This is a genomic window from Mycobacterium bulgaricum, from assembly GCF_041287165.2.
GTDB lineage: Bacteria > Actinomycetota > Actinomycetes > Mycobacteriales > Mycobacteriaceae > Mycobacterium > Mycobacterium bulgaricum.
On the sequence record NZ_JBGGKV020000005.1, the window covers coordinates 77,949 to 102,303 of the forward strand.

Below are 24,355 nucleotides of genomic sequence, written 5' to 3' on the forward strand. Positions count from 1 at the left end.
GAAAACCATCAAAAAAGCCTCAGGAGCACGAGTGCCCCACCGGTACAAGGTCCGCGAGATAGCCCAGCAGTCCGGGCTGAGCGAGGCGACTGTCGACCGTGTTCTCAACAACCGGCCGGGGGTTCGGGAGAACACCATCGCGGAGGTCAAACAGGCGATCGCAGACCTGGACAAACAACGCGCTCAGTTGCGTCTGAACGGCCGTCGCTACCTCATCGACGTCGTCATGCAGACGCCACGGCGCTTCTCCGACGCGTTCCGTGCCGCCGTCGAGGCCGAGCTTCCTGCCTTCGCGCCGGCAATGGTGCGAGCCCGATTCCACCTGTGGGAGTCGGGATCGGCGTCCCAGATGGTCGAGGCTCTGAGCGGTATCCGCGGAAGTCACGGCGTGGTGCTCAAGGCGCAGGACGACCCCGATGTCGCAGAAGCTGTCGACCGCCTCGTTGAATCGGGCGTTCCCGTGGTGACCTACACGACCGACGTACCTGCCAGCGCCCGGTGTGGGTACGTGGGCATCGACAACCACGGCGCGGGCGTCACCGCCGCATACCTGGTCGAGCAATGGCTGGCAGGCTCCGCGTCTGGCGTCCTCATCACGCTCAGCCGCACCGTCTTCCGCGGCGAAGGCGAACGCGAAGTCGGCTTCCGTTCCGCGTTGCGCACGTCGGGACGCCCGGTCGTGGAGGTCAGTGAGAGCGACGGTATCGACGCCACCAACGAGCGGCTGGTGCTCGAAGCCCTCGAGGCCAACCCGGGCGTGGAGGCCGTCTACTCGGTGGGCGGGGGCAATCTGGCGACCGTGGCGGCTTTCGACAAGATCGGCCGCGAGTGCAAGGTGTTCATCGCCCACGATCTCGACGCCGACAATCGTCGCCTGCTGCGGGAAGGGCGCATCTCGGCTGTGCTGCACAACGACCTTCGTGCCGATGCCCGCATGGCGCTGCGGCTGATCCTGCAGGAGCGAGGCGCTTTGCCCGTGGAGCCCGCCCGGCCGGTGCCGATTCAGATCATCACGCCCTACAACGTGCCGACGCATTACTAGGAGCATCTTCGGTGCTAGCTGGCTGCTACTGATTGGTAACTATTTCTAAGAGTCGGCGGGCGTTGCGACATGCCTCCCAGACGTGACGAAAACCACACTTTTGTCTCATGTCTGTCGTTTGCGTCGCGCTGAACAGTGCGTTCTGTCGCCGTCCACACGCACGCAACCTCCGCGCCCGGTATAGGACTAACTAAGAGAAGTGCAATAATCGGTACTGACAGTGACACCAAACTTTGGTGAGCTCCCGCTGGCGGCGCGTCACATCGACTGCGACTCGGTGGAGATTCGCCAGACGTAGGCCCCGACCGCACCCGGGGACGACACGAAAGGCAGGCGAGTGGGAGAGAACGGCAGCGTGGCCAGCCCAGTCTCAGGAGCGCCTCGGCAGAAGCTCGAAAAGGTCGTCATCCGGTTCGCGGGCGACTCCGGCGACGGTATGCAGCTCACCGGCGACCGATTCACCTCCGAAGCCGCCCTGTTCGGCAATGACCTTGCCACGCAGCCGAATTACCCCGCCGAGATCCGGGCGCCCCAGGGCACGCTGCCCGGTGTGTCGTCGTTCCAGATCCAGATCGCCGACTACGACATCCTGACCGCGGGTGACCGTCCCGACGTGCTGGTCGCCATGAACCCGGCCGCACTCAAGGCCAACGTCTCCGACCTCCCGCGCGGCGGTCTGATCATCGCCAACTCCGACGAGTTCACGAAGCGCAACCTCGCGAAGGTGGGCTACGACGCCAACCCGCTCGAGACCGAGGAACTGTCCGACTACGTCGTGCAGGCCGTCCCCATGACGACGCTGACGCTCGGCGCGGTCGAGTCCATCGGAGCGACGAAGAAGGACGGCCAACGAGCCAAGAACATGTTCGCCCTCGGGCTGCTGTCGTGGATGTACGGCCGCGAGCTCGAGCACAGCGAGTCGTTCATCCGCGAGAAGTTCGCCCGCAAGCCCGACGTCGCCGAGGCGAACGTTCTCGCATTGAAGGCCGGCTGGAACTTCGGTGAGACCACCGAGGCCTTCGCGACCACCTACGAGGTGTCTCCCGCGAAGCTCAAGACGGGCGAATACCGCCAGATCTCGGGAAACACCGCGCTCGCGTACGGGTTGATCGCCGCCGGTCACCTGTCGAACCTGCAGATTGTGCTCGGGACGTACCCGATCACCCCGGCGTCGGACATCCTGCACGAACTGTCCAAGCACAAGAACTTCAACGTGATGACGTTCCAGGCCGAGGACGAGATCGCCGGCATCGGTGCCGCCATCGGAGCCTCCTACGGCGGCGCGCTGGGCATCACCAGCACCTCGGGACCCGGGATCTCACTGAAGTCCGAGGCCATCGGCCTCGCCGTCATGACCGAGCTGCCGCTGATCGTCATCGATGTCCAGCGCGGCGGTCCTTCGACGGGTCTGCCCACCAAAACCGAGCAGGCCGACCTGCTGCAGGCCATGTTCGGTCGCAACGGGGAGTCGCCGGTGGCGCTGCTGGCCCCGAGGTCGCCCTCGGACTGCTTCGACATCGCCGTTGAGGCGGCGCGCATCGCGATCAACTACCACACCCCGGTGATGATCCTGTCCGACGGCGCCATCGCCAACGGCTCCGAACCATGGGCCATTCCGGACATCTCGACCTACGAGGGCATCGAGCACACCTTCGCCAAGGAGGGTGAGCCGTTCCAGCCCTACGCCCGCGATCCGGAGACGCTTGCGCGTCAGTTCGCCGTGCCCGGCACGCCGGGACTGGCGCACCGCATCGGCGGCCTGGAATCGGCGAACGGGTCGGGCAACATCAGCTACGAGCCCAAGAACCACGACCTGATGGTGCGGCTGCGTCAGGAGAAGATTGCCGGCATCGCGGTGCCCGATCTGGAGGTCGACGATCCGACCGGTGACGCCGACCTGCTGATGCTCGGCTGGGGCAGTAGCTACGGCCCGATCGGCGAGGCGTGCCGACGCGCGCGGCGCAACGGAATCAAGGTCGCGCACGCACAGCTGCGGCACCTCAACCCGTTCCCGGCCAACCTCGGCGACGTGCTGACGAAGTACTCCAAGGTGGTCGTGCCGGAGATGAACCTCGGCCAGCTGGCGCTGCTGCTGCGCGGGAAGTTCCTGGTCGATGTGCAGTCGGTGACCAAGGTCGAGGGAATGGCGTTTCTCGCCGACGAGGTGGAGGGCATCATCAACTCGGCGCTGGAGGGCACTCTGGCCGAAAAGGAAATCGAGAAGGCGAAGTTCGCGCGATTGGCGGCGGCCACCGTTGAGGGGGTAAGCGTATGACTGACGAGCGCTTGCGCGAGGAGGCGAAGTGACTGACTTGATCGGCAGTGACCTGGGCTTGACGGATGCGGGGCTGACGAAGACCAGCCTGGTCCCCAAGACCGACGAGCCGCAGAAGGGCAAGGATTTCACCAGCGACCAGGAGGTCCGCTGGTGCCCCGGCTGCGGTGACTACGTCATCCTCAACACGATCCGCAACTTCCTGCCCGAGTTGGGGCTGCGCCGCGAGAACATCGCGTTCGTCAGCGGCATCGGCTGCTCGAGCCGTTTCCCGTACTACCTGGAGACCTACGGGTTCCACTCGATCCACGGTCGCGCCCCGACGATCGCCACCGGTCTCGCCCTGGCCCGCGAGGATCTGTCGGTCTGGGTGGTCACCGGAGACGGCGATGCGCTGTCCATCGGCGGTAACCACCTGATCCATGCGTTGCGACGCAACATCAACATCACGATCCTGCTGTTCAACAACCGGATCTACGGTCTGACCAAGGGTCAGTACTCGCCCACCTCGGAGACGGGCAAGGTCACCAAGTCGACGCCCATGGGCTCGCTGGACTACCCGTTCAATCCGGTATCGCTGGCACTCGGCGCCGAGGCCACCTTCGTCGGCCGTGCCCTGGACTCCGACCGCAAGGGTCTGTCCGAGGTGCTCCGGGGCGCCGCCCAGCATCGTGGCGCAGCGCTTGTGGAGATCATGCAGGACTGCCCGATCTTTAACGACGGGTCGTTCGACGCGCTGCGTAAGGAGGGCGCCGAGGAGCGGCTGATCAACGTCGTGCACGGCGAGCCGATCACGTTCGGAGCCGATGCCGAGTACTGCGTCATCAAGTCGGGCTACGGGCTGGAGGTCGCCAAGACCGCCGACGTCTCGGCCGACGAGATCGTGGTTCACGATGCGGCGCTGCAGGACCCGGCCTACGCGTTCGCGCTGTCCCGGCTCTCGGAGCAGAACCTCGATCACATGGTCATGGGGATCTTCCGTCAGGTGAACAAGCCCACCTACGACGATGCGGCGCGTCAGCAGATCGCCTCTGCGCGTAGCAGCCGGGCACATGACACTGCTGCGCTGCAGTCGCTGCTGCGTGGAAAAGACACCTGGACCGTCGACTAACTGACCTTCGCTATCGGCTGCGCTAACGTCACGGGTGTGACGTTAGCGCTGCCGTTGGCTGCTGTGGTACTCGCTGGTGGGGCATCGAAACGGATGGGCCGCGACAAGGCCACCCTGCCGGTCGACGGTAGGCCTGGGTCGCCGACGCTCGTCGAGCGGGTGACATCGGTCGTGAGCGCGAGATGCGAACCCGTGTTCGTGGTCGCTGCTCCGGGCCAGGCGCTGCCCGCTCTGGATGCGGCCGTGCTGCGCGACGAGGTCATCGGGGTCGGGCCTCTCCTGGCCACCGCGAGAGGGCTTCGAGCCGCAGCGGAGGCGGGTCGCGAGCACGCATTCGTGTGCGCGGTCGACATGCCGGCGCTCACCATCGACATCGTTGATGCTCTCGCGGGCCCGGCGCAACGTCTCGACGTCGACGTGGTGCTCCCGTGGGACGGGCGCGATCACTATCTGGCCGGCATCTACCGCACCGCGCTGCACGCCGTGATCCCCGCGCTGCTGGACGCCGGGCAGCGGAGCATGCGGGCGCTGGTCGATTCTGTGGACACGCAGCGCATAGTGCTGCCCGAGCAGCAGGCCGCCCTCGCCAACGTCAACACCGCCGCCGATCTCGAAGCCGTACTACCGCCGCGGTTGCCCAGCAAAGCCCGTAACTGAAATTGCAGAATTCAACCCTGTTATAGCGCAATTGTTCGGTCCCGAATTGTGTCACGTTCTATCGTGATAGAAGGCGGTGCCTGGTGAAAGAGGGGAAGTCGGCGGTGTGCGCCCGCGCTGCCATGCGGCAGCGGAAGCGCCTGCGCGCGAAGCGGTTTCGAAGTGACCGCTTACCAAAGCGCGTTCATTCGAGCGCCTTTCGTGGATGTGGCGCAATGGCGTGGTTCAGATATGCGCCGAAGTGCCCGTGTCCATAGTGAATTGAATTATGTTTCCGGTCCGCGGGTAGGCCCGATGGCGCATGGTCACGAGCTCAAAGAGCGCGGAATATGTTGTACCACAATTGTTCTGAGCTTCGAGGTGCGGATATCGGGACAAATGCACGGTTGTGAATATGCACGCGACGGCAGGCGGTATGAGACGAAAACTGTTGCGCTGCACCGTGTCAACGCAGTTAGAGACCAATAGATAAAACGCCGCCATCCAGCGAACATTCAAGCACCCGAACGGTGCCACGGGATGTGTTGTGGCCGCCTTCAAGCTCTTTCGCCTCGCTTTGCCCATGTCCTCGGCCCCCGGTCCGTGGGCCAGTTCACAAAATGCCAGTGATTTGGCTCACTTCCAGCGTGCGGGGAGGCGCCGCTGCCGTCTGCGTCAAACACACGGTTGACCTGCGTGGACGCCGAACATATCCGGCCGTGATCATTCCGTGATCTGATCGCGACACGTTCTCGATCGGGATGACTTTGCGCAATCGGGTTTGTACGGTCCCAAACAGCTTCTTACGGAGCAAATAATTCAAAAACCACGAACCAGCGTGTGAGTGGAGCCCGGGTGGCTTGTGACTACCCGCGCTGCCGGGTTCATAACCCGGTGAGGTCCAGGCGACCTCCCCTGCCGTGCCTGACCGAGACGGCACGGCCCAACCACCCCGCCTGCTTGCAGGCAGCACGCCCGCACGACACGACACGTCGTTGCGGGTGTCGATGGCGCGCGCGCGGCGAAAGGATCGAAGTTGAAGAACATCCGCAAAACGTTTGGGCTGGCCACCATCGCCGGAGCGCTCGCAGTGGCGCCCATGGCCCTCGGAGCCGGCACCGCGAATGCGGACGGCGTCAACTGGGACGCTGTGGCCGCCTGTGAATCGGGCGGTAACTGGGCCATCAACACCGGCAACGGTTACTACGGCGGCCTGCAGTTCACGATGGGTACCTGGCAGTCCAACGGCGGCTCGGGCTCCCCGCACAACGCCAGCCGAGAAGAGCAGATCCGCGTGGCCAACAACGTTCTGCAGACTCAGGGCATCGGCGCCTGGCCGGTCTGCGGTTCACACGGCTGACGCACCCCACAGCTGACAAAGGGCGGTGCCGACTTAGGTCGGCACCGCCCTTTTCGTGTTGCGAGGCCCCTTGGCCTCGTTGTTCTCAGACGCCTCTTACGTCATATAAGCAACTTCTAAAACTTTGCTCTCTTCGGTAACAGGTGACCTGCATCACTCGACAGTCCGGGTAGCCGCATCGTGAAACACAGCTCCATTTCACTTTCGGGCCTCAAGTCATAACGGTCGGGGAAGGACCGCAGAGATGAACGTTCGCAAGGTTGTCAGCAAGGGCCTCCTGGCCGCCTCGATCTCCGGCGCTCTCGCCGTTGTGCCGATGGCGATGGAGGGCGGCACCGCGACCGCCCACGCCGATTCGGTCAACTGGGACGCGATCGCGCAGTGCGAGTCGGGTGGCAATTGGTCGATCAACACCGGAAACGGCCACTTCGGAGGCCTGCAGTTCAAGCAGGCCACCTGGGCGGCCAACGGTGGCGTCGGCAACCCGGCGTCCGCGCCGCGACGCGAGCAGATCCGCGTCGCCGAGAACGTGCTCCGCACCCAGGGCCTGAAGGCGTGGCCGAAGTGCGGTGCCAAGGGCGCCGCGGCTCAGGTGTGGGGCAACCCTGCCCCGGCCGCTCCGATGCCGGCCTCGCGGCCCGCGGCCGCCAACGGCTGCTCGACGATGCCGACGTCGGTGTTCGGAGGCATCGTCGACCTCCGCAAGATGTGCACTGCGCTCTTCGTCCCGCGCTCCGCGCGCTGAGGGAGCACTAGGAGACATCCGCCGCGGTCGGCAGAACGAAGGCTGACCCGGCAGCGATCCACGCCAGGTGCGACGTCACCACCCGCTCCGGAATCAAGGCCGTCGCCCGGCTGGCCAGTCCGCTGAGGAACGCCGGACGTAGATTGACGACCCGCCCGATCGTCGACGACTCCCGTACCAGCGCGCGGACGCGGCGCCTCCGGAAGGAGCCGAACAAGTCGAATGCCGTCGTCAGATCGGGTGACAGCTCGATGAAACGAGCAAGGATCGCCGCATCCTCGATGCCCTGACAGCCGCCCTGGCCCAGGTGCGGCCGCATCGGATGCGCGGCGTCGCCGACGATCACGGCCCGACCACGTGACCAGTGCCGGGGCTGAGCACGGTCGTAGAGGTCGTTGCGCAGCAGGTCGCGGGGGTCGGTCATGGCGATGAGCGTGGGGATCGGGTCGGCCCAGCCGGCCAGCTTGGCCGTGAGGTAGGAATGTTCCCCGCCCGGGGAGCTGCTGCCCTCGACGGCACGCTCCGTGGCGAACCAGTAAGTGTGGTCGTGCCCGAGAGGCACGTGACCCACTTCGGCTCCGGCGGCCATCGTCTCGCCGGCAAGGTCGGGATCCAGCGTGTACGCGGCGACCCCGCGCCAGGCCGTGTATCCGGCGTAGCGAGTCCGCAGGGGGCCGTTGAGCGTCCGCGCCACGATCGAATGAATCCCGTCGGCGCCCACGACGGCATCGGCCTCACGGGATGTCCCATCCGACAGCATGACCCGCGACGAGGATCCGGTGACCGACACGCCGACCGCGGACCGGCCCGTCTCGACGGTCCCCGGTGGAAGCGCACTCCACAGAATGTCGGTCAGCGCGGACCGGCGGACGACCACCAGAGGTTCCCCCAGTGCGGCGACGATCCGCTGCGCCGAGGGGCGACGCAACCACGTCCCGTCGCGCCATCGGATCGCCCCTGCGGTCACCCGTCCGCCCGCCTGTCTGACCTCATCACCCAGGCCGATCTCGTCAAGCGCCGCCAACGCGTTGGGCCAGATGCTGATACCCGCCCCCGAGCCGACGTCCGCGCGCTGCTCGATGACGTTGACCGTGTGACCGGTGCGCCTCAATGCGACAGCGGTGGCCAGGCCTGCGATTCCCGCGCCGACGATCGTGATGTGCGCTGGCATGCAGCGACCCTAGCGGGCTCGCGACGCCAGCCGACGAAGCGGCACTGTGTTACGAAGAGGCATGGCCGCAAACTCGGTATCGCCGACGCCCTTTCACGATCTCGACAGCTACCTCGCATTGCCCCGGGTTTCGGCGCTCGCGGTGTCGCCGGACGGGTCCAGGGTCGTCACGACGGTCGCACAGCTCAACGACAAGCGCACCGAGTTCGTCTCTGCGCTGTGGGAGCTGGACCCGGAAGGAAAAGGGCCCGCCCGCCGAATCACCCACGGCCGCACAGGAGAGTCATCTCCCGAGTTCACCACCGACGGCGACCTTCTCTTCCTTGCTGCGCGGCCCACTCCCGACGACGACAAGCCACCGAAATCGCTGTGGTGCCTGCCCGCGACCGGCGGCGAGGCCTACGAGATGTGCGCTCTGCCCGGGGGTGTGGATGATGTCCGGTCCGTCGGCGGGGCCACCGTCGCAGCATCGTCGATGCTGCCGTCGGCGGCCGACATCGACGCCGATGCCACGCTGCGGGCAGCTCGCAAAGACAACAAAGTCTCGGCGATCCTGCACACCGGCTACCCGGTGCGCGCCTGGGACCACGACCTCGGACCCGCCCAGACGCATTTGTTCCTCGCCGAGGGTGCGGGCGCACGAGATGTGACCCCGGGACCCGAAGAAGCGCTGCGGGAGGCGCATTTCGACATCAGCCCCGACGGCGCTTTCCTCGTTACATCCTGGAGCGTGCCCGCTGCCGGTGCGGCCCTGCGCAGCACCCTGGTCCGCGTCGACCTGACCTCCGCCGAGAGGTCCACGATCGTCGACGATCACGCCGCCGATGCGGGATTCCCGGCGATCGCACCGGACGGGCGATCTGTGGCCTATCTTCGCGAGACGATCTCGACGCCGCAGGAGGCTCCGCGAATCACGCTGTGCGTCCTGGACTTCGGGCAGGAACCGCGGGAGATCACGGCCGGCTGGGACCGGTGGCCGACCGCGGTGACGTGGTCGGTGGACGGCACCGCGCTGATCGTGACCGCTGATGAGAACGGACGCGGCCCGATCTTTGCGGTGCATCCCGAGACCGGCGCGGTGCGGTCGCTGGTGTCCGACGACTACACCTACTCAGATGTGCGCACAGCCCCCGGCGGCGTGGTGTTCGCCCTGCGCAGCTCCTATGCCACCCCCGCGCACCCGGTCCGCGTCGACGCCGACGGATCGGTCACCGTCCTCGATTGTGTCGAGCTCCCGGATCCGCCCGGTGAACTGACCGAGGTCGTCGCGGTCGCCGACGATGGAAGAACGGTTCGCTCGTGGATGGTCCTCCCGCACGGCGCGGACCCCGCACCGCTGCTGCTGTGGATTCACGGCGGTCCGCTGGCGAGCTGGAATGCCTGGCACTGGCGTTGGAATCCGTGGCTGATGGTCGCGCAGGGCTACGCGGTGCTGCTCCCGGACCCGGCGCTGTCCACCGGCTACGGCCAGGACTTCATCCAACGAGGCTGGGGTGCATGGGGTCTCACGCCGTACACGGATCTGATGGCGGCCACCGACGCGGCGTGCGCTCACCCCCGCGTCGACGAGACACGGACCGCGGCGATGGGTGGGTCGTTCGGCGGGTACATGGCGAACTGGATCGCCGGCCACACCGACCGCTTCGCGGCCATCGTCACCCACGCCGGCCTGTGGGCCCTCGACCAGTTCGGCGGGACCACCGACGGCAGCTACTGGTGGGCCAGAGAGATGACACCCGAGATGACCAGTGCGAACTCACCGCACCTCTTCGTCTCCCAGATCCGCACGCCGATGCTCGTCATCCACGGTGACAAGGACTATCGGGTGCCGATCGGCGAGGCTCTGCGGCTCTGGTACGAGCTGTTGAGCCGCTCCGCCCTTCCCGCCGGCGGCTCAGGCCCCGAGGCAGGCACCACCGTCCATCGGTTCCTCTACTTTCCCTCCGAGAACCACTGGGTGCTCAGTCCGCAGCACGCGAAGATCTGGTACCAGGTCGTGCTGGCGTTCCTGGCCCAGCACGTGCTCGGACAGGACGCCGACCTGCCGGAGCTGCTCGGGTAGCGTCCAACACATGAGCGCAAGCAACGGAGCAAGCGACGGCAACCACGACCGCGAGCACGACATCGTTCTCTACGGCGCCACCGGATTTGTCGGAAAACTGACGGCGCAATACCTCGCCTCCGCGGGTGCCGGCGCGCGGATCGCGTTGGCCGGCCGTTCCACCGACCGCCTGCTGGCGGTGCGTGAGTCGCTGGGTGACGCGGCGAAGGACTGGCCCTTGATCGTCGCCGACGCGTCCGAACCCTCCACCATCAACGCGATGGCCGCCAGCACCCGGGTCGTCATCACCACCGTGGGCCCCTACCTGCGCTACGGCCTCCCGCTTGTCGCCGCATGCGCGGCAGCAGGCACCGATTACGCGGACCTGACCGGCGAGACGCTCTTCGTCCGCAAGGCCATCGACCTCTATCACAAGCAGGCCGTCGACACCGGGGCGCGCATCGTGCATGCGTGCGGATTCGATTCCATCCCTTCCGATCTCACGGTGTTCGCGCTGTACCGGCAGGCCGAGCGGGACGGCACAGGCCAGCTCGGCGACACCAACTTCGTGGTCCGCACGTTCGCAGGAGGCGCGTCGGGCGGCACGATCGCGTCGATGGTCGAATTCGCCAGGGAGGCCTCCGGAGACCCGGACGGACGCCAACTCGTCAACGACCCGTACACCCTGAGCCCCGACCGCAGCGCCGAACCCGAACTGGGCGCCCAGCCCGACGCGCGCTGGCGGCGAGGGCGCGACATCGCTCCCGAACTCAACGGCTACTGGGTGGGAGCGTTCCCCATGGCGATCCCCAACAGCCGCATCGTGCGCCGCAGCAATGCGCTTCTGGAGTACGCCTACGGAAGGCGGTTCGAGTACGCCGAGCAGATGAGCCTGGGCCGTTCGGTGGGCGCACCCGTCATCGCCGCGATGGCCACCGCAGGCAATGTCGCGACGATGGAGCTCGGCACCCGCTACATCAACCGGGTACCCCGCGCCGCTCTGGAGAAGGTGCTGCCCAAGCCGGGCACCGGTCCGAACGCGCAGACCCGTGAGCGCGGCCACTACACGGTTGAGACGTACACCACGACGACCAGCGGCGCGCGCTATGTCGCCCGGATGTCCCAGCAGGGTGATCCCGGATACAAGGCCACCTCGGTGTTGCTCGGGGAGAGCGGGCTGGCGCTCGCACTGGACCGCGACAAGCTGTCCGACCTGCGCGGGATCCTGACGCCTGCCGCCGCGATCGGTGACGCACTGCTGGCCCGGTTTCCCGCATCGCAGGTGTCGCTCGACGTGTCGCGACTGAACTAGCCCGTCGGGCGCGACGCACCATCTCGCAGCCACTTCCTAGAATGGCGCGGTGACCTCCCAGCCCCACGCCGACGGTGACGCGCGCGGCGTCCCCGAGCTCGATGCCCTGCCCAAGTCCTGGGACCCGGCGGCGGTAGAGAGTGACCTCTACGAAGGCTGGGTCGACGCGGGGTACTTTACTGCCGACCCGGCGAGCGGAAAGCCGCCGTACTCGATCGTGCTGCCGCCGCCCAACGTGACCGGCAGCCTGCACATGGGCCACGCTCTGGACCACACGCTGATGGACGCGCTCACCAGGCGCAAGCGCATGCAGGGCTATGAAGTGCTGTGGCTGCCGGGCATGGACCACGCGGGTATCGCGACGCAGACCGTGGTGGAAAAGCAGCTGGCCGTCGACGGGAAGTCGAAGGAGGACTTCGGCCGCGAGCTGTTCATCGAGAAGGTGTGGGACTGGAAGCGTGAGTCCGGCGGCACCATCGGGGGACAGATGCGCCGCCTCGGCGACGGCGTGGACTGGAGCCGAGACCGGTTCACGATGGACGAAGGCCTGTCTCGTGCGGTGCGCACCATCTTCAAGCGTCTTTTCGACGCCGGGCTGATCTATCGGGCCGAGCGGCTGGTCAACTGGTCTCCGGTGCTGGAGACCGCGATCTCGGACCTCGAGGTCAAATACGAGGACATCGAAGGCGAGCTGGTGTCGTTCCGCTACGGCTCCATGAATGACGACGAACCGCATCTCGTCGTCGCCACCACCCGGTTGGAGACGATGCTCGGTGACACCGCGATCGCGGTGCACCCCGACGACGACCGCTACCGCGACCTTGTCGGCAAGACCCTTCCGCACCCGTTCCTGGATCACGACATCGTCGTCGTCGCCGATACGCATGTGGACCCCGAATTCGGCACCGGCGCAGTCAAAGTCACACCCGCCCACGATCCGAACGACTTCGAGATCGGGATGCGCCATCAGCTGCCGATGCCCACGATGCTCGACACCAAAGGCCGCGTCGCAGGTACCGGCACCCGGTTCGACGGCATGGACCGCTTCGAAGCGCGCGTCGCAGTGCGCGAGGCGCTGGCCGCCGAAGGGCGCATCGTCGCCGAGAAGCGACCCTACCTGCACAGCGTCGGGCATTCCGAGCGCAGCGGCGAGCCGATCGAACCGCGGCTGAGCCTGCAGTGGTGGGTCAAGGTGGAGGCGCTGGCGAAGGCTGCCGGTGACGCGGTCCGCAACGGCGACATCGTCATCCATCCCAAGAGCCTCGAGCCGCGCTGGTTCGGCTGGGTCGACGACATGCACGACTGGACCATCTCTCGGCAGCTGTGGTGGGGCCATCGCATCCCGATCTGGCACGGACCCAACGGCGAGCAGGTGTGTGTCGGACCCGATGAGACACCGCCGGAGGGCTGGGAGCAGGACCCCGATGTGCTCGACACCTGGTTCAGCTCGGCGCTCTGGCCGTTCTCCACGATGGGATGGCCCGACCGCACACCCGAGCTCGAAAAGTTCTACCCGACAAGCGTTCTGGTAACCGGCTACGACATCTTGTTCTTCTGGGTGGCGCGCATGGTGATGTTCGGGACGTTCGTGTCGGGCGACGAGACGATCACGCTCGGCGGGGCGCGCGGGGCGCAGGTGCCGTTCGAGAACGTCTTCCTGCACGGGTTGATCCGCGATGAGCACGGCCGCAAGATGAGCAAGTCGAAGGGCAACGGTATCGATCCTCTCGACTGGGTCGAGATGTTCGGCGCCGACGCGCTGCGATTCACCCTCGCGCGCGGCGCCAGTCCAGGCGGCGACCTCTCGATCGGTGAGGACCACGCCCGCGCGTCCAGGAACTTCGCCACCAAGCTGTTCAACGCCACGCGTTTCGCCCTCCTGAACGGGGCCAGACCCGCGGCGCTCCCGCCGGCGGGCGAACTCACCGACGCGGACCGCTGGATTCTGGGAAGGCTCGAAGTGGTTCGGGCCGAATCAGATGATGCGTTCGACTCCTATGAGTTCAGCCGGGCGTGCGAAGCGCTCTACCACTTCGCCTGGGACGAGTTCTGCGACTGGTACGTCGAGCTCGCGAAAGTGCAGCTGAGCGAAGGGATCTCGCACACGACCGCGGTGCTCGCGGCGGTCTTGGACACCTTGCTGAAGCTGCTCCACCCGGTGATGCCGTTCGTCACCGAGGTGCTCTGGAAGACGCTGACCGGGGGAGAGTCGCTGGTCATCGCGGACTGGCCGACGCCAAGCGGGTTCGACATGGATCACGCTGCGGCTCAACGCGTTGCGGACATGCAGAAGCTGATCACCGAGGTGCGCAGGTTCCGCAGCGACCAGGGTCTCGGGGACAGGCAGAAGGTGCCTGCCCGGTTGTCGGAGATCTCCGCGGCGGGCCTGGATGCCCAAGTCCCGGCGGTCACCGCGCTCGCGTGGCTGACCCCGCCGGCCGACGATTTCAGCGCCTCGGCATCGGTGGAGGTGAGGTTGTCGGCCGCGACCGTGGTCGTCGAACTCGACACGTCCGGGACCGTGGATGTCGACGCCGAGCGCCGCAGGCTGCAGAAAGATCTCGCCGCCGCGGAGAAGGAGCTGTCGGGGACCTCGGCGAAGCTGGGCAACGACGCATTCCTGGCCAAGGCGCCCGCCGATGTCGTGGACAAGATCCGGGGCCGTCAACAGGTGGCCGGCGAGGAAGTGGAGCGGATCAAGGCCCGCCTCGCCGCACTCCCGGCCGGCGGGTAGCGGAGCGGATTCCCATGTCATCTGTGGAACCCACCCCTGACGAGGTCGCAGCCCTGTTGCAGGTCGAGCACCTGCTCGATCAGCGATGGCCCGAGACCAAGATCGAGCCGAGCACGGCACGGATCTCGGCGCTGTTGGAACTGCTCGGTTCGCCTCAGCAGGGCTATCCGACGATCCACATCGGCGGGACGAACGGCAAGACATCGGTGGCCAGGATGGTCGACGCACTGCTGACGGCGTTCAGTCGCCGGACCGGGCGCACCACCAGTCCGCATCTGCAGTCGGCCGTCGAGCGCATCTCCATCGACGGCAAGCCGATCAGCCCGGCGACCTACGTCGACACCTATCGCGAGATCGAGCCGTTCGTCGAGCTCGTCGACCGACAGGCAGAGGCCGCGGGCGGACCCCGGATGAGCAAGTTCGAGGTCGTGACCGCGATGGCGTTCGCCGCGTTCGCTGACGCGCCCGTGGACGTGGCCGTCGTCGAGGTCGGCCTCGGTGGCCGCTGGGACGCGACCAACGTCGTCAACGCGCCGGTCGCCGTCATCACACCGATCTCGATGGACCACGTCGACTATCTCGGCGACACCATCGCCGCGATCGCCGGGGAGAAGGCCGGGATCATCACCAAGCAGGCCGACGACCTCGTTCCCTTGGGTACAGACTTGAGCACCGTCGCGGTGCTCGCCCGCCAGGTGCCCGAGGCGATGGAGGTTCTCCTTGCGGAGGCGGTCCGGGCCGACGCGGCCGTAGCCCGGGAGGACTCGGAGTTCGCCGTCCTCGGCAGGCAGGTCGCCATCGGCGGACAGGTGTTGGAACTGCAGGGGCTCGGCGGGGTGTACTCCGACATATTCCTGCCGCTGCACGGTGAACATCAGGCCCACAACGCCGCGGTCGCCCTGGCCGCGGTGGAGGCGTTCTTCGGTGCCGGTGCCGACCGCCAACTCGACATCGACTCTGTACGTGCCGGCTTCGCGTCCGTGAAATCGCCCGGCCGTCTTGAGCGGTTGCGCAGCGCGCCAACGGTTTTCATCGACGCCGCGCACAATCCGGCGGGGGCGGTGGCACTGTCGGAGGCCTTGCGCGACGAATTCGACTTCAGGTTCATGGTCGGCGTTGTGTCCGTCATGGGCGACAAGGACGTCGACGGCATCCTGGCCGCCCTCGAACCGGCGCTCGATCAGATCGTCGTCACCCACAACGGGTCACCGCGTGCCTTGGACGCCGCCGAGCTGGCCGTCAAGGCCGAGGAGATCTTCGGGCCCGAGCGCGTCATCACCGCGTCGACGCTCCCGGATGCCATCGAGACCGCCACCGCGGTGGTTGAGGAGTCCGGGAATGACACCGACAGCGCGGGGATGAGCGGGGCGGGAATCGTCATCACCGGTTCCGTGGTCACCGCGGGCGCGGCGCGCACCCTGTTCGGAAAGGACCCGGCATGACGACCCAGGCGCCGGACCCGTGGAAGAGCTTCCGCGGCGTCATGGCCGGCACGCTGATTCTTGAGGCCATCGTGGTGCTGCTCGCGCTGCCGGTGGTCGGCGCTGTCGGCCCCGGCCTCACCGGGTTCTCGATGGCCTACGTCATCGGCGTCGCGGTGCTCCTGGTGCTCATGTCCGGCGTGCAGGGCCGGTCCTGGGCCATCTGGGCCAACCTCGGTGTCCAGCTGCTCCTGGTCGCGGGTTGGTTCATCTATCCCGGCGTCGGCTTCATCGGGCTGCTCTTCCTGGTGGTCTGGCTGCTCATCGCGTACCTGAGGGCCGAGGTGCTGCGTAGGCAGAAGCGGGGCCTGCTTCCGGGCCAGCGCCCCGCCGACGACTGAGCTCAACGCACCTCCTCCGTCGGTGCTTGATCGTCGTCCGACTGAGTTGGATGGTCGGACTCCTCAACGCACCTCCTCCGTCGGCGCTTGATCGTCGTCCGACTAGGCTGTCGGGCGTGACTGAGCGAACTCTCGTCCTGATCAAGCCCGACGGTGTGCAACGCCGCCTCATCGGAGAGATCATCAGCCGAATCGAAGCCAAAGGCCTTACCGTCGCAGCCCTGGAGCTGAAGAACGTCAGCGACGAAACAGCTCGCGCCCACTACGCCGAGCACGAAGGCAAGCCGTTCTTCGCATCGCTGCTCGAATTCATCACCTCGGGTCCGGTGGTCGCTGCGGTTCTCGAAGGCCCGCGTGCCATCGCCGCGTTCCGGCAACTCGCCGGTGGTACCGACCCCGTCGAGAAGGCCACGCCCGGCACCATCCGCGGTGACCTGGGCCTGGAGACCCAGTTCAACCTGGTTCATGGATCCGATTCACCGGACTCCGCCGCCCGCGAGATCGAGCTCTGGTTCCCCGGTCTCTGACGGCGTCTCGCCCGAGCTAACCCAGCCTTCTCGGATCACCCTCCGGGATGTGGGATACTGGTCGCGGGTGATCGGCCTTACAACCCGGGTCGGCCATCCGAATGAAGACTTTGACGAGCGCGACCACCGTTACATCGGTGCGGCGCAGCCGTCCAGCCATCATTCAGACAGGCACCGAGACCGTTCCTTCGGGATCACTCGGAGCGAGACCATAAAAAGTTCGGGAGTAGGTAGCCCGGATACAGAATCGGAAGCCCTCGCGTGGCCGCGTCAGCAAACTGACGCGCCCGGGGGCTTGAGGAGAATACGTGGCCGACAATGAGAATTTTCAAGCACCATCTCACGACCTCGCGGAAGAGCCTCAGCACGTAGCTGACGCCCCCGCCGAAGCAAAGGATGCGCCGGCGCCGGAGAAGCTCAGGGTGCATTCGCTGGCCAGGGTGCTGGGCACCACCAGCAGGCGGATCATCGACGCGCTCGCCGAATTCGACGGCCGAGCCCGCAGCGCCCACTCGTCAGTGGGGCGCGAAGAAGCCGACCGCGTTCGTGAAGCATTGGCCGCGTCCGAGGGGGCGGCCGTGCCCGAGCCGGTGACCGAGGTCGCCACCGACGCCGTCGAGGCGCAGACCGAACCAGAGCCCGCCGCAGCAATCCCGGAGGCCGAGGAGCCGCCCACCGAGGAAGAGCCGGAGTCCCGGCTGATCCTGGAGGCGCCGAGTTCCCCTTCCACCGCCGAGCCCGCCGATTACCTGCCGCTGTTCGTCGCGCCGCAACCCGTCCGCTTCGAGGAGCGGTATGCCGACAGCGACGACGACGACGACAGCACGGACGCCGACGATTCCGACGACGCGGACGGCGACGCGGACGACGACCAGTCAGGACGGCCTGCCGCCAAGCGCCGCAGGCGCGGGCGCCGGGGCCGCGGACGTGGCCGGGGCGAGCAGAACGGCGACGAGTCCGGCAGCGACGCCGACGGGGACGGCGAGGCCGACGAGAAGTCGCAGTCGGACGATGCCGGCGAGGATGCCGACGACGACACCGGAGACGACGACGGCTCCGGCGGTGATGCCAGCAACCGCAGGCGACGTCGTCGCCGGCGCCGCAAGTCCGGCTCCGACGACGACGGTGACAGCAGCGGTTCGCCCGACGATCCGCCCAATACGGTTGTGCACGAGCGCGAACCCCGAAAGTCCGGCAAGGGCGACAAGGCAGACAAGAGCGACGAGATCCAGGGGATCAGCGGCTCGACCCGGCTGGAAGCCAAGCGGCAGCGCCGCAGGGATGGCCGCGACGCCGGACGGCGCAGGCCCCCGATCTTGTCCGAGGCCGAGTTCCTTGCCCGCCGCGAAGCCGTCGAGCGCACGATGGTGGTCCGCGACAAGGTCCGCACCGAACCTCCGCATGAGGGGGCTCGCTACACGCAGATCGCGGTGCTCGAAGACGGCGTCGTCGTCGAGCACTTCGTGACATCGGCGGCGTCCGCGTCGCTGGTCGGCAACATCTACCTCGGCATCGTGCAGAACGTGCTGCCCTCGATGGAGGCGGCGTTCGTCGATATCGGTCGCGGCCGCAACGGTGTGCTCTACGCGGGCGAGGTCAACTGGGAGGCCGCCGGACTGGGCGGTGCGCAGCGCAAGATCGAGCAGGCGCTCAAACCCGGCGACTACGTCGTCGTCCAGGTCAGCAAGGATCCGGTCGGCCACAAAGGTGCGCGGCTGACCACCCAGGTCTCCCTGGCGGGCCGCTACCTCGTCTACGTGCCGGGGGCGTCGTCCACCGGCATCAGCCGCAAGCTTCCCGACACCGAGCGGCAGCGTCTCAAGGAGATCCTGCGCGAGGTCGTCCCGTCCGATGCGGGCGTGATCATCCGAACCGCGTCCGAGGGCGTCAAGGAAGAGGACATCCGCACCGACGTCGAGCGATTGCAGAAGCGCTGGACCGAGATCGAGTCCAAGGCCGCCGAGATCACCGGGAAAAAGGCCGGCGCGGCCGTCGCCCTCTACGAAGAGCCCGACGTGCTGGTCAAGGTCATTCGCGACCTCTTCAACGAGGACTTCTCCGGTCTGATCGTGTCGGGTGACGACGCATGGAAGACCATCACCGACTACGTGAACTCGGTGGCGCCGGAACTCCTCCCGCGGATGACGCAGTACGAACCCGCGACCCCCGACGCCCCCGATGTGTTCGCCGTGCACCGCATCGACGAGCAGCTCGCCAAGGCGATGGACCGCAAGGTGTATCTGCCGTCGGGCGGCACGCTGGTGATCGACCGGACCGAGGCCATGACGGTCGTCGACGTGAACACGGGCAAGTTCACCGGCTCGGGCGGCAACCTCGAGCAAACCGTCACCCGCAACAACCTCGAGGCCGCCGAGGAGACGGTGCGACAGCTGCGCCTGCGCGACATCGGCGGCATCGTCGTCATCGACTTCATCGACATGGTGCTGGAGTCGAACCGCGATCTGGTGCTGCGCCGCTTGACCGAAGCGTTGGCCCGTGACCGCACCCGGCATCAGGTGTCGGAAGTGACGTCGCTGGGTCTGGTGCAGCTCACCAGGAAACGGCTGGGCACGGGGCTGATCGAGGCGTTCTCGACGACCTGCACGCATTGCGCGGGCCGCGGGATCGTGCTGCACGGCGACCCCGTGGACACGGCCGCCGCTCCGAATGCTCGCAAGTCCGATACAGGCAACGGCGGCGGCGGTGGGCGGCGCGGGAAGCGCGGCAAGCGCGGCGGCCGCACCGAGCAGGAAGTCCAGGTCGCCAAGGTGCCGTCGCATTCACCCGGTGACCACCCGATGTTCAAGGCGATGGCCGCGGCCAACGGTAAGCACGAGGACGACGAGCACGAGCACGATGAGGACGGCGAGGACACCGCCGTCGCCTCCGAAGGCGTCGCGGAGCTCGATGCCGATACGGCGGTGGTCGACGGACAAGACGAGGGCGACGACGAATTCGGCAACGAGGAAGACTCCGATGAGGACGAGATCGATCTCGACGACGAGGACGAGGACGATGAAGACGACATCGACCCTCTCGACGACGAGGACGAGGACGACGACGAGGACGACGCCTCGGACGACGAGTTGGATGATGACGAGGACGACTCGGATGACGACGACTCGGATGACGACGACTCGGATGACGAAGACGAGCAGGAGCGCGTCGCCGTCGCCGCCCCGGTGGGTAGGCAGCGCAGACGGGCAGCCGCCCGACCCGCTGGTCCGCCCAGCCACGACTGAGCGGTTTGACCCTCTACCCGCTGGTCACGTACCCTTGACCAGTTGTCTCCAGGGCCTGCCCACAGCCGGCCGGAGAAGGGACGAGATCCCACCCAGACCCGCACGCACACCCGCGGTGTTGCGCGCCCGCACGTAGAGCAGAGGAAGACCAAGCGATGGCAGCGAATACAGCCACGTACGCGATCGTCAAGACCGGCGGCAAGCAGTACAAGGTCGCCGCCGGCGACATCGTCAAGGTGGAGAAGCTCGATGTCGAGCCCGGCGCCTCGGTCTCGCTGCCCGTCGCCCTGGTCGTCGACGGCGCGAACGTGACCACCGACGCCAAGGCGCTGGAGAAGGTCGCGGTCACCGGCGAGGTCCTCGAGCACACCAAGGGCCCGAAGATCCGTATCCACAAGTTCAAGAACAAGACCGGCTATCACAAGCGCCAGGGTCACCGTCAGCAGCTGACGGTGCTCAAGGTCACCGGCATCAAGTAACGACGGGAGCGACAGACATGGCACACAAGAAGGGCGCTTCCAGCTCACGCAACGGTCGCGACTCAGCCGCCCAGCGGCTCGGCGTCAAGCGGTTCGGTGGGCAGGTCGTCAAGGCAGGCGAGATCCTGGTCCGCCAGCGCGGCACCCACTTCCACCCCGGCGTGAACGTCGGTCGCGGTGGTGACGACACGCTGTTCGCCACGGCCCCGGGAGCCGTCGAGTTCGGCACCAAGCGCGGTCGCAAGACGGTCAACGTCGTGCGTCCCACCCCCGTCGCCGAGGCCTAGGTCCTTACGTCGGAATCGACGTCTTGCGCCGACCGCCTCCGCGTTCCGGCCCGCAAAACGTAGATTTCGTCATGGAAAGGACCTCCGATGCCTCGCTTCATCGACCGCGTCGTCATTCACGCGCGGGCGGGCAACGGCGGCAACGGCTGCGCCTCGGTCCACCGCGAGAAGTTCAAACCTCTCGGCGGTCCCGACGGCGGTAACGGCGGACGTGGCGGCAGCATCGTCTTCGTTGTCGACCCGCAGGTCCACACCCTTCTGGATTTCCACTTCCATCCGCACGTTGTCGCGCCCTCCGGCAAGCAGGGGGCGGGCAGCAACCGTGACGGTGCTGCGGGAGCCGACCTGGAGGTGAAGGTTCCCGACGGGACCGTCGTCCTCGACGAGCACGGCCAGATCCTGGCCGACCTGGTTGGCACGGGCACCCGATTCGAAGCTGCCGCCGGCGGTCGCGGTGGCCTAGGTAACGCCGCGCTGGCGTCGCGGGCCCGGAAGGCGCCCGGCTTCGCTCTGCTGGGTGAGCAGGGCGAAACCCGTGACCTCACCCTTGAGCTGAAGACAGTGGCCGATGTCGGGCTGGTCGGGTTCCCGTCGGCGGGCAAGTCCTCGCTGGTCTCCGCCATCTCGGCGGCCAAGCCGAAGATCGCCGACTACCCGTTCACCACATTGGCCCCCAACCTCGGCGTCGTGTCGGCGGGGGAGAACACCTTCACCGTCGCCGACGTTCCCGGTCTCATCCCGGGCGCGTCGGAGGGGCGCGGTCTCGGACTCGATTTCCTGCGACACATCGAGCGCTGCGCGGTGCTGGTCCACGTGGTCGACTGTGCGACGCTGGAGCCCGGTCGCGATCCCATCTCCGATATCGAAGCGTTGGAAGCCGAGATCGCGGCCTATCAGCCGACGCTGCAGGGGGATTCGACGCTCGGCGACCTCGCCGACCGCCCACGCGCGGTGGTGCTGAACAAGATCGACGTGCCCGATGCGCGCGAGCTGGCCGACTTCGTCCGCGAAGAGGTGGCCACCCGGTTCGGCTGGCCCGTATATGAGATCTCGACGGTCGCACGAGAAGGCTTGCGGCCGTTGACGTTCGCCTTGTGGGACATGGTGGCGGCCTACCGCGCTGCTCAGCCGGCTGCTGTTCCCCGACGCCCCGTCATCCGCCCCATCGCCGTCGACGAGACGTCGTTCACCGTTGCGCCGGACGGTCACGGCGGGTTCGTCGTCAAGGGCACCCGGCCGCAGCGGTGGGTGGCGCAGACCAACTTCGACAACGATGAGGCGGTCGGCTATCTGGGCGACCGGCTCGCCCGCCTGGGCGTCGAAGACGAACTTCTCAAACTGGGGGCGCGACCCGGCTGTGCGGTGACGATCGGTGACATGACGTTCGACTGGGAGCCGCAGACCCCCGCCGGTGTCGATGTGCATCTGTCCGGCCGCGGCACCGACGTCCGACTCGAGCAGAGCGACCGCGTCTCCGCTGACGAGCGCAAGGCCGCGCGCAAGGCGCGCAGGCAGGGTGGCGACGACACGGACGCCGAGTGATGAGCGCGCACCGGGACGCTATCCGCAACGCGCGCTCGATCGTCGTCAAGATCGGCACGACAGCGCTGACCACGCCGTCGGGCGTGTTCGACACCAGCAGGCTGCAGTACCTCGCCGACGCGATCGAGGCGCGGATGAAGGCCGGGTCCGACGTGGTGATCGTGTCCTCCGGCGCCATCGCGGCGGGTATCGAGCCGCTCCGTCTCACCAAGCGACCCACCGACCTCGCGACCAAGCAGGCGGCAGCCAGCGTGGGGCAGGTCGCTCTGGTCAACTCGTGGAGCACGGCGTTCGGGCGCTACGACCGCACTGTCGGCCAGGTGCTGCTGACCGCGCACGACATCTCGATGAGGGTGCAGCACACCAACGCTCAGCGCACACTGGACCGACTGCGCGCGCTGCATGCCGTGGCCATCGTCAACGAGAACGACACGGTCGCGACCAATGAGATCAGGTTCGGCGACAACGACCGGCTGTCGGCTCTGGTGGCCCACCTCGTCGGCGCCGACGCCCTGGTCCTGCTGTCCGACATCGACGGCCTGTACGACAGCGATCCTCGCAAGAGCGACGCGCGCTTCATCTCCGAGGTGTCCGGGCCGGACGATCTCGACGGGGTGACGGCCGGCCGCGGCAGCCATCTGGGCACCGGCGGAATGGTGTCGAAGCTGTCGTCGGCGCTGCTGGCCGCCGACGCCGGGGTGCCGGTGTTGCTGGCCGCGGCGTCGGACGCCGCCGCGGCGCTCGACGACGCGTCGGTGGGCACGGTGTTCGCGCCGCGGCCCGAGCGGATGTCGGCGCGCAGATTCTGGGTGCGCTATGCCGCGGAATCGGCCGGGGCGCTGACCCTCGATGATGGGGCCGTCAGAGCAGTTGTGCGGCAACGTCGTTCGCTGCTACCCGCAGGTATCACGGGCCTGTCAGGACGGTTCTTCGGAGGCGACGTGGTCGAATTGCGCGACCAGTCGGACACGATGGTGGCCCGCGGCGTGGTGGCCTATGACGCTGCGGAACTGGCGACGATGCTGGGACGGTCCACCTCAGACCTACCGGCCGAGATGCGCAGGCCCGCCGTGCACGCCGACGACCTGGTCGCGGTCTGAGGGCAGCTCGTCGGCGAGCAGCGCCAGCATGGGCGAGCAACTGTTGTCGATCTTGACGGTCGCCAGGTCATCTCCGCGTGTGGGGCCGCGGTTGATGATCGCAACGGGCATGCTCGCCGCGGCGGCGTGGCGGACGAAGCGATATCCGGAGTACACCGTCAGCGAAGACCCCACGACCAGCAGGGCTTCCGCATCGTCGACGAGTGAATAGGCTTGTTCGACACGTTCTTTGGGGACACTCTCCCCGAAGTAGACGATGTCGGGTTTGAGCATGCCGCCACAGCGCGGGCAGTCGACGACCCGGAAGGATGCGGTGTCGGCGACCACCGCGTCGGCATCGGGGGCCACCGCGATTCCGCCGACAGTTGCGGCCATCTCGGCGAACCCCGGGTTGGCCTCTTCGAGCAGGTCCGCCAAGACCGCGCGCGGCATGGTGAATGTGCAGTCCAGGCACATCACCCGTGCGTACGTGCCGTGCAGGTCGACGACCGTCTGGCTGCCCGCCTTCGAATGCAGCAGGTCGACATTCTGGGTGATCAACCCGCTGACCACACCGGCTCGCTCGAGTGCTGCCAACGCTCGGTGTCCGGCGTTGGGTTGCGTGCGGTCCATGTGCCGCCACCCGAGGTGGTTGCGGGCCCAGTACCGCTGCCGGAACACCGCATCGGAGGTGAACTGGCGGATCGTCATCGGGTTGCTCGGCGGGGAGTCGGGGCCCCGGTAGTCGGGAATCCCCGAATCCGTGGAGATCCCCGCGCCGGTCAGCACCGCGACGCGTCTACCCCGCAGCAGGGCGACGAGTTCGGGAGCTTCCACCCCTCCGAATGTAGGCGATCGGTCCGGGTGGCTGTGTTCACGCTGGTCAAACGACTCGCCGCTGCCATTGCCGAGGTGAAAAGCGACGTGGTCGAAGCCGACGATCTCGACCG

Annotated in this window: 19 protein-coding genes; 17 read left to right on the forward strand and 2 right to left on the reverse strand. The window is 67.1% G+C overall.

All coding sequences use genetic code 11. The features are described from left to right. Nucleotides 1-31 precede the first annotated feature (31 nt). The 6 genes from ACAG24_RS15625 (at nucleotide 32) to ACAG24_RS15650 (ending at nucleotide 7,169) form a co-directional block, all read left to right on the forward strand. Nucleotides 32-1,042: a LacI family DNA-binding transcriptional regulator gene (locus ACAG24_RS15625; protein WP_370473789.1), complete on the forward strand. Its 1,011-nt coding sequence runs from the start codon at nucleotides 32-34 to the stop codon at nucleotides 1,040-1,042. A gap of 337 nt (nucleotides 1,043-1,379) precedes the next feature. Then, complete coding sequence (locus ACAG24_RS15630) at nucleotides 1,380-3,317, forward strand: 2-oxoacid:acceptor oxidoreductase subunit alpha (protein ID WP_370473788.1); 1,938 nt, start codon at nucleotides 1,380-1,382, stop codon at nucleotides 3,315-3,317. A 28-nt stretch (nucleotides 3,318-3,345) separates the two neighbouring features. Then, a complete protein-coding gene (locus ACAG24_RS15635) occupies nucleotides 3,346-4,428 on the forward strand; it encodes a 2-oxoacid:ferredoxin oxidoreductase subunit beta (RefSeq protein WP_370473787.1) in 1,083 nt (360 codons plus the stop codon). Nucleotides 4,429-4,464: 36 nt separating this feature from the next. Further along, on the forward strand, nucleotides 4,465-5,085 hold the full coding sequence (gene mobA, locus ACAG24_RS15640) for a molybdenum cofactor guanylyltransferase (protein ID WP_370473786.1): 621 nt from the start codon (nucleotides 4,465-4,467) through the stop codon (nucleotides 5,083-5,085). A gap of 1,015 nt (nucleotides 5,086-6,100) precedes the next feature. Beyond that, nucleotides 6,101-6,424 carry a transglycosylase family protein gene (locus ACAG24_RS15645; protein WP_445206197.1) on the forward strand — a complete coding sequence of 108 codons (324 nt, stop codon included), beginning with the start codon at nucleotides 6,101-6,103 and terminating at the stop codon, nucleotides 6,422-6,424. A 244-nt stretch (nucleotides 6,425-6,668) separates the two neighbouring features. Beyond that, nucleotides 6,669-7,169 (forward strand): transglycosylase family protein, encoded by a 501-nt coding sequence (locus ACAG24_RS15650; RefSeq protein ID WP_370473785.1) that lies wholly within the window; start codon nucleotides 6,669-6,671, stop codon nucleotides 7,167-7,169. A 7-nt stretch (nucleotides 7,170-7,176) separates the two neighbouring features. Here ACAG24_RS15650 and ACAG24_RS15655 read toward each other — a convergent pair whose 3' ends face one another. Next, nucleotides 7,177-8,340 carry an FAD-dependent monooxygenase gene (locus ACAG24_RS15655; protein ID WP_370473784.1) on the reverse strand — a complete coding sequence of 388 codons (1,164 nt, stop codon included), beginning with the start codon at nucleotides 8,338-8,340 and terminating at the stop codon, nucleotides 7,177-7,179. Nucleotides 8,341-8,401: 61 nt separating this feature from the next. On the opposite strand from ACAG24_RS15655, the gene ACAG24_RS15660 reads away from it, so the two are divergent. From ACAG24_RS15660 to proB, 11 genes are all read left to right on the forward strand, one after another. Further along, nucleotides 8,402-10,402: a prolyl oligopeptidase family serine peptidase gene (locus ACAG24_RS15660; protein WP_370473783.1), complete on the forward strand. Its 2,001-nt coding sequence runs from the start codon at nucleotides 8,402-8,404 to the stop codon at nucleotides 10,400-10,402. A 10-nt stretch (nucleotides 10,403-10,412) separates the two neighbouring features. Then, a complete protein-coding gene (locus ACAG24_RS15665; RefSeq protein ID WP_370473782.1) occupies nucleotides 10,413-11,693 on the forward strand; it encodes a saccharopine dehydrogenase family protein in 1,281 nt (426 codons plus the stop codon). Nucleotides 11,694-11,742: 49 nt separating this feature from the next. Further along, nucleotides 11,743-14,427, forward strand: a complete 2,685-nt coding sequence (locus tag ACAG24_RS15670; protein ID WP_370473781.1) for a valine--tRNA ligase — start codon at nucleotides 11,743-11,745, stop codon at nucleotides 14,425-14,427. Between the two features lie 14 nt (nucleotides 14,428-14,441). Then, the gene (gene folC, locus ACAG24_RS15675) at nucleotides 14,442-15,869 is read left to right on the forward strand and encodes a bifunctional tetrahydrofolate synthase/dihydrofolate synthase (protein ID WP_370473780.1); all 1,428 of its coding nucleotides are present in this window, start codon (nucleotides 14,442-14,444) and stop codon (nucleotides 15,867-15,869) included. Beyond that, nucleotides 15,866-16,249 carry a DUF4233 domain-containing protein gene (locus tag ACAG24_RS15680; protein ID WP_370473779.1) on the forward strand — a complete coding sequence of 128 codons (384 nt, stop codon included), beginning with the start codon at nucleotides 15,866-15,868 and terminating at the stop codon, nucleotides 16,247-16,249. Before folC ends, ACAG24_RS15680 begins: the two co-directional genes overlap by 4 nt. Before the next feature lie 116 nt (nucleotides 16,250-16,365). Next, the gene (ndk, locus tag ACAG24_RS15685) at nucleotides 16,366-16,776 is read left to right on the forward strand and encodes a nucleoside-diphosphate kinase (RefSeq protein ID WP_370473778.1); all 411 of its coding nucleotides are present in this window, start codon (nucleotides 16,366-16,368) and stop codon (nucleotides 16,774-16,776) included. Nucleotides 16,777-17,084: 308 nt separating this feature from the next. Continuing rightward, entirely contained in the window at nucleotides 17,085-20,018 is a 2,934-nt protein-coding gene (gene rne, locus ACAG24_RS15690) for a ribonuclease E (protein WP_370473777.1), read from the forward strand. 155 nt (nucleotides 20,019-20,173) lie between these two features. After that, entirely contained in the window at nucleotides 20,174-20,497 is a 324-nt protein-coding gene (rplU, locus tag ACAG24_RS15695) for a 50S ribosomal protein L21 (RefSeq protein WP_278041282.1), read from the forward strand. Nucleotides 20,498-20,514: 17 nt separating this feature from the next. Further along, complete coding sequence (gene rpmA / locus ACAG24_RS15700) at nucleotides 20,515-20,784, forward strand: 50S ribosomal protein L27 (protein ID WP_370473776.1); 270 nt, start codon at nucleotides 20,515-20,517, stop codon at nucleotides 20,782-20,784. 87 nt (nucleotides 20,785-20,871) lie between these two features. Then, the gene (gene obgE, locus ACAG24_RS15705) at nucleotides 20,872-22,326 is read left to right on the forward strand and encodes a GTPase ObgE (RefSeq protein WP_370473775.1); all 1,455 of its coding nucleotides are present in this window, start codon (nucleotides 20,872-20,874) and stop codon (nucleotides 22,324-22,326) included. Beyond that, complete coding sequence (gene proB, locus ACAG24_RS15710; protein ID WP_445206198.1) at nucleotides 22,326-23,426, forward strand: glutamate 5-kinase; 1,101 nt, start codon at nucleotides 22,326-22,328, stop codon at nucleotides 23,424-23,426. Before obgE ends, proB begins: the two co-directional genes overlap by 1 nt. On the opposite strand, the gene ACAG24_RS15715 is transcribed toward proB, so the two are convergent. Further along, nucleotides 23,370-24,242, reverse strand: a complete 873-nt coding sequence (locus ACAG24_RS15715) for an NAD-dependent protein deacetylase (RefSeq protein ID WP_370473773.1) — start codon at nucleotides 24,240-24,242, stop codon at nucleotides 23,370-23,372. The genes proB and ACAG24_RS15715 overlap by 57 nt on opposite strands. Nucleotides 24,243-24,355: the final 113 nt, after the last annotated feature.